Source organism: Micromonospora sp. NPDC005197, assembly GCF_040608295.1.
GTDB lineage: Bacteria > Actinomycetota > Actinomycetes > Mycobacteriales > Micromonosporaceae > Micromonospora.
The window spans coordinates 1-5668 of record NZ_JBEXHY010000213.1 but is presented as its reverse complement, the minus strand read 5'-3'; the positions used below and the strand labels follow the sequence as shown (position 1 = coordinate 5668).

Annotated in this window: 5 protein-coding genes and 1 pseudogene; 2 read left to right on the top strand and 4 right to left on the bottom strand. The window is 71.5% G+C overall.

Annotation, left to right across the window (positions count from 1 at the left end):
- From ABZU46_RS30800 to ABZU46_RS30785, 4 genes and pseudogenes are all read right to left on the bottom strand, one after another.
- Positions 1–1111 (bottom strand): annotated as a pseudogene (locus ABZU46_RS30800) (hypothetical protein); the annotation flags it as partial.
- 77 nt (positions 1112–1188) lie between these two features.
- A complete protein-coding gene (locus tag ABZU46_RS30795; RefSeq protein ID WP_266246239.1) occupies positions 1189–1497 on the bottom strand; it encodes a cupin in 309 nt (102 codons plus the stop codon).
- Positions 1494–2444, bottom strand: coding sequence for an LLM class F420-dependent oxidoreductase (locus tag ABZU46_RS30790; RefSeq protein WP_354863215.1), 951 nt, complete (start codon positions 2442–2444; stop codon positions 1494–1496). Before ABZU46_RS30790 ends, ABZU46_RS30795 begins: the two co-directional genes overlap by 4 nt.
- Positions 2445–2446: 2 nt before the next feature.
- Positions 2447–3232, bottom strand: a complete 786-nt coding sequence (locus ABZU46_RS30785) for an ABC transporter ATP-binding protein (RefSeq protein WP_354863214.1) — start codon at positions 3230–3232, stop codon at positions 2447–2449.
- 269 nt (positions 3233–3501) lie between these two features.
- On the opposite strand from ABZU46_RS30785, the gene ABZU46_RS30780 reads away from it, so the two are divergent.
- Entirely contained in the window at positions 3502–4533 is a 1032-nt protein-coding gene (locus ABZU46_RS30780) for an ABC transporter substrate-binding protein (protein WP_354863213.1), read from the top strand.
- A gap of 100 nt (positions 4534–4633) precedes the next feature.
- Complete coding sequence (locus tag ABZU46_RS30775; protein WP_354863212.1) at positions 4634–5494, top strand: ABC transporter permease; 861 nt, start codon at positions 4634–4636, stop codon at positions 5492–5494.
- Positions 5495–5668 lie beyond the last annotated feature (174 nt).

Here is a 5668-nt window from a genome sequence, read left to right as displayed (position 1 = left end):
GGCCGCTCGCCGTGGTCGCCGGCCAGTCCCAGTGGGCGGGGACGGTGCGTACGGTGGCGGTGTCGTCGGCGGCGCGCGGACCCGGACCGGTCTTGGTCAGGTGCCCACCGGTGGGGGCCGCGTCGGCGGTGGGCTCGGTGTCACCGTGGTCGTCGACCGGACCCGTCGACCTCGCCGCTTCGGCGCCCGGCAGGGGCGGGCCGGCGGGCAGCGGGCGCAGGATGTCGGTCGGCTGGATCGCCTGGGGATCGGCGGTGCGGGCGGCGACGGGCCAGCGCAGCAGAGCGGCGGCCGCGGCGCCGAGGGCGCCGGCGAGGATCGCGATCAGCGCGCCGTAGTAGGGGGTGGTCTGGTAGCGGTCCACCGCGTCGCCGGGGCCAGCGGTCAGGTACGCGAATGCCACCAGCACCGGACCGGCCACCCCGGTCGCCCCGCTGATCAGCGGAACCTGGCCGCGCCAGCGGGCCAACCCGGCGGTCGCGGCGCCCGCGAGCAGCGCCACCACGGGCAGCAGGAGCAGCGCCAGACGCTGCGCGGCGGCGTCGTCCAGCCAGTTCGGTTCGAGTACACCGAGTCGGACCGTGGGCAGCGGGCCGGCCGTGCCGAGCGACGGCAGGACGGAAATGAACGCCAGCAGCCAGACCGCCCCGGCCACGGCCGCCATGTTCCAGCCCAGTTCCGGTCGGAACAGCACGGCGACGGCCGCGCCCGCTCCGATGACCGCCCCGAGGATGGCGCAGATGCCGACCGCCCAAACCGGGTCCACCGAGATCAACTCGGCGGCTCGGGCGGGCTGCATGCAGAGCGGGGCCACGGCGGTGGCGCCGAGTGCGGCCGCGCCGCCGATGGCCAGTTGCCGGCCGGTGCTGGCCGGCGGGGTGTCCCGGCGGGCCAGACGCCCGGTCAGGACGGCACCGGCGACGGCGGCGTTCGCGGCGAACCAGCCCACCCAGACGAGCTGGGCCGGCCACTGGTTGACGGTCGTGCCGGTGAAGGCGCCGGTGAGTCGGACGATGCCGAAGCCGTACGCGACGCCGAGCTGGCCGGCTCCGGCCAGCACGCTCACCCCGAGCGCCGTGAGCAGTAATCTGCCCCAGGTCCGAAAGGCCATGTCCGGCACGTTACGCACCTGGTACACCCGATCGCCACCGGCACGCCGCGCGGCGGGGCGAGGCGCGCCCGGCGGGTCTACTTGAGTTCGACCAGTCGGGCCAGGTATGTCGTGTCCCCGACATTGGTGAGCATGTGTACGGCACCGGGGTCCCGGTAGACGACTCCGCCGGTGGGCTCGTCGGCGTCGATCCGGGTGCCGTCGATGGTCTGTACGACGTTCTTCGCGCCCTGGATCGCCACCACCAGGTAGGGGTGGTCGTGCCGGTGCAGGGGCTGCCGCTCGCCCGGTTCGAGCCGGATGTGCCAGACCCGGACCCGGTCGTTCTCGTACACGATCTCCTGGCCCACCGGCCCGAGTTCGGTGCCGTCGATCACGTCCGTCATCGTCCACCGTCCAGTTGGGGAAGCACCTCGGCGGCGATCAGCTCGAGGTGGTCGAGGTCGTCGAGGTCGGTCATGCGCAGGTGCACCCGGGTGCCGCCGATCTCGGCGAACTCGCCGATTCGCTGCACGAGCTGCGCGGGCGAGCCGACCACCGGGTCCTCCGGTGGCAGCGCGCTCTTCTCGTGCAGTGGCGCGGCCCGCAGCTGCGCCTCGGCGTCGGTGCGGCCGATGGCCACCACGATCCCGGCGGAGAGCACCAGCGGGACGCGGCCGGCCTCCGTGCGACCCACGCGGTCGCACGCCTCCCGCACCCGGTCGTACGCCCCGGCGGTCTCGGCCACGGACTTGAACGGCATGTTGAACTCGTCGGCGTAGCGGGCGGCCAGTTCGGGGGTCCGCTTGGGACCGCGCCCGCCCACGATGATCGGCGGTCCGGGCACCTGCGCCGGTTTGGGCAGCGCGGGCGCGTCCACCAGCCGGTAGTGGTCACCGGTGAAGCTGTACGTCTCGCCCATCGGGGTGGCCCACAGCCCGGTGATCACCTCAAGCTGCTCGGCCAGTCGATCGAAGCGCTCGCCGACGGGCGGGAACGGGATGCCGTACGAGGTGTGCTCGCGCTCGTACCAGCCGGCGCCGATGCCGAGGTCGACCCGGCCGCCACTCATCTGGTCGACCTGTGCGACCAGCACCGCGAGAGGGCCGGGCAGGCGGAAGGTCGCCGACGTGACCAGGGTGCCGAGCCGGATCCGTTGGGTCTCGCGGGCCAGCGCGGCGAGGGTCAGCCAGGCGTCCGTCGGGCCGGGCAGGCCCGGGTCGGCGCCCATCGACTGGTAGTGGTCGGCGCGGAGGAAGCCCTCGTAGCCGCCGGCCTCGACCAGTCGGGCGAACCGGAGCTGGGTGTCGTAGTCGGCGCCCCGGTGGGGCTCGGTGAAGACCGACACCCGCATGTTCATCGTCCCTCCGCGCCGGCCGCGGCCGGCTGGTCGCGTTCCATCAACAGCTCGTGCAGGTCGGCGCTGACCCGGGCGACGTCGGCGAGGTGGGCGTTGCGACCCAGGGTGCGGGGTCGGGGGATGGCCACCTCGACCACCTTGCGGATCCGGCCGGGGCGAGGACTCAGCACGACCACCCGGTCGGCGAGCAGCACCGCCTCGTCGATCGAGTGGGTGACGAAGACGATGGTGGGCTTGTTCTCCATGTGCACGCGCTGGAGTTCGCCGGACAGTTCCTCGCGGGTGAGCGCGTCGAGCGCGGAGAACGGCTCGTCCATCAGCATCACCCGCGGCTCGCCGATCAGCGACCGGCACAGCGACACCCGCTGCTGCATGCCACCGGAGAGTTCGTGCGGAAGCCGCTTCTCGAACCCGGAGAGCCCGGCCACGTCGAGCAGTTGCCGGGCTCGCTCGCGGTGCTTGGCGCGGCTCCAGCCGAAGATCTCCACCGGCAGCAGGACGTTGTCCAGCACACTGCGCCACGGCAGCAGCGCCGGCTTCTGGAAGAGCATGGCGATGTCGCGGCGGGGTCGGGTGATCGGCGTACCGGCCACGGTGATCTCGCCGGAGGTCAGCGGGAGCAGCCCGGCGATCAACCGCAGCAGGGTGGACTTCCCGCAGCCGGAGCGCCCGAGCACGGCCACGAACTCGCCCTCGGCGACGTCGAGGTCGATGCCGCGAAGGGCTTCGACCCGGCCGGACCGGCCCTCGAAGGTACGCGACACCCCGGACAGTCGGATCATCTGCGGCGTACCTCCGCTGAGTGGACGGTCAGGAATCCGACAAAGGCTAGCTGCCCCGTTGACATTCCGCACCGTCCGGGGTGGTCGTCATGTTGTATCCGTTCCGCAACCCAATACGCCTGGCGTCGCAACTGTGGGTTTCTCGTACGCTGTGCCCGCGAAGAGTCCCCTCACGATGGCGGTGCCCGGCTTGCCCCTCCTGCCGGCACCGTCGCGACAACCCCCGCCGGTGGCCTGCGGTCCCGGTCGGAAAGGACATGGTGCTACTGATGAGAAGGCTGACCCGTACGGTCGCTACGGCCGCGCTGGCCACCGCCCTCGCCCTCGTCTCCGCCTGCAGCAGCGGGTCGGACTCGTCCGACGACGCCAAGGGCGGCAAAGACGGAGCACTGGAGAAGGTGACCTACCTCACCTCCTTCGGCAACTTCGGCCGTGACTCCTACGCCTGGGTGGCGAAGGAGAAGGGCTTCTTCAAGGAGGCCGGCTTCGACGTCGAGATCAAGGCCGGCCAGGGCACCGGCGGCGTGATCCAGACGGTCGTCGGCGGCCAGGCGGACTTCGGGCCGATCGACCTCACCGGTGGTCTGCTCCAGCTCGGTAACGGCCAGGCCAAGGACTTCACGGCGGTGGCCGCGATCCAGCAGCGCACGATGGCCGGCATCGCCACCGTCGAGGGCAAGAACATCAACTCGCCCAAGGACCTGGAGGGCAAGAAGCTCGCCGACACCCCCGGCTCCGTGGTGCGCAACCTGTTCCCGACGTACGCCCGGCTCGCCGGTGTGGACGCCAGCAAGGTGACCTGGGTCAACGGTGAGGCGCAGGCGCTGATCGGCACCCTGGCCAGCGGCTCGGTGGACGGCATCGGCCAGTTCGTCGTCGGCCAGCCGACGATCGAGGCGGTGGCCAAGAAGAAGGCCGTCATGCTGCCGTACAGCAACGTGATGCAGGACCTCTACGGCAACGTGTTGATCACCTCCTCGAAGATCGCCAAGGAGAAGCCCGAGATGGTGAAGCGGTTCACCGCGGCGCTGCTCAAGGGCCTCGAGTACAGCCTGGCGAACTCCAAGGAGGCCGGCGAGATCCTGAAGAAGAACGTCGACGCCGCCAACCCGGTGGCCGCCGCCGCCGAGCTGGACCTGATGGCCGCGTACGTGCGTTCCGGCAACTCCGGCACCGCGATCGGCACGCTGGACAGCGGCCGGGTCGCGAAGAGCATCGCGATCCTGCAGGGCGCGGGCGCGCTCAAGCAGAACATCACCCCCGAGCAGATCATCGACTTCAGCCTCGCGCCGAAGGCCTGATCGTCCGGTCGCCACCAGGGGGTACGTCCCGCCGGATCCGGTGGGACGTACCCCCGTCGCTCGTCGGCCCCCAGGGCCGTCGGATTTCGAGGAGGACAAGATGACCGACGTGCGGTCAGTCGAGCCGGCGGTGACGGTGCCCCCATCCCCGGGTGCCGGCCCGGAGGCGGGACGGGCGGGTCGGGGCGCCGGCCTGCGCGCCGGGGTCGGGGCGGCGCTGCTGCCCGCGGCCGGTCTGCTGGTCGCCCTGGCGGCGTGGTGGCTGATCGCCCGGCTGGAGCTGATCCCGCCGGCCGCCCTGCCGCCGCCGGGGGGTGTGTTCAGCGCGTTCGTCGACAAGCCCGCCCAGATGCTGGAGCACACCGGGACCACCCTGCTGGAGATCCTGGTCGGCTTCGCCCTGTCGGCGGCCGCCGGCGTCCTGATCGGACTGTCCCTGGCCAGTTCCCGCGCCGTGGAGCGGATGTTCACGCCGCTGCTGGTCGCGGTGAACGCGGTGCCGAAGATCACGTTGGGCCCGCTGCTGGTGGTGGCGCTGGGCTGGGGTCAGAAGCCGATCCTGACCATGGTGTTCCTGCTCTGCTTCTTTCCGATCGTGCTGTCCACCGCGACCGGGCTGACCACCACGCCGGCCGACCTGGCCGAGCTGGTCCGGTCGTGGAACGCCTCCCGCTGGCAGGCGTTCCGCAAGGTGCGGTTCCCGGCGGCGCTGCCGCAGATCTTCGTCGGGCTCAAGGTGGCCATGCCGCTGGCGGCCATCGGCGCGGTGATCGGTGAGTTCCAGGCCGGGGAGAGTGGCCTGGGCTACGTCATCCTCCAATACGCGGGCGTCGGCGACTACGCCACCGCCTGGGCGGCCATCCTGCTGGTGGCGCTGGTGAGCATCCTGCTCTACTCCGCGCTCGTGCTCATCGAGCGGATCGCCCTGCCCTGGGTAAGAGAAACCACCAGCAGCCGCTAACCCCGATCGGCAGAGCTGAACAACAAAGGCAACGCGAAGGGCCGGCCCCCACGAAGGAGGCCGGCCCGTTCCGATAACGGTGACGCGGGAGGGGGTTGGGGGTAGCGGGGCGGCGGGTGGTTTTTTTCGTTAACGCCCGGGTGCGGGACGGCTTTGCGCACACCCCTTCAGTGG